Source organism: Amphritea pacifica, assembly GCF_016924145.1.
Lineage (GTDB): Bacteria > Pseudomonadota > Gammaproteobacteria > Pseudomonadales > Balneatricaceae > Amphritea > Amphritea pacifica.
Map to the genome: position 1 here is coordinate 1 of NZ_JAFFZO010000169.1, position 333 is coordinate 333.

Annotated in this window: 1 pseudogene; it reads left to right on the forward strand. The window is 45.6% G+C overall.

Going from position 1 to position 333, the window contains the following annotated elements:
- A pseudogene (locus tag JW499_RS21930) lies at window positions 1–333 on the forward strand (IS110 family transposase); the annotation flags it as partial.

A 333-nucleotide genomic window follows, 5' to 3' on the forward strand; every position in this document is an offset into this window, starting at 1 on the left:
TGAGAATGCGTGAATTAGCCGTTAAACAGAAAATTGCTCTACAGAATCAGGTTCGCGCACTCCTCGCTGAATTTAATATTCACGGATCGTCTGTCAAAGGTAGAGGCGGCTTGAGCGGTGCCGTTCAGCGTACATTAGAAGATGCCGACAATGGCTTTAGTATGCCCTTTAGAGATGCGCTTCATGCCACCTGGCAAGCCTGTCTACTAACGATTAATCGTATTAAAGCCTACGATGAGTGTTTGGCTCAAGCAGTAAAACTACACCCTGATTGTGAGCGTCTGATGGCATTGGAAGGCGTCTCCGTTATCAATGCCATTAACTTATATGTTC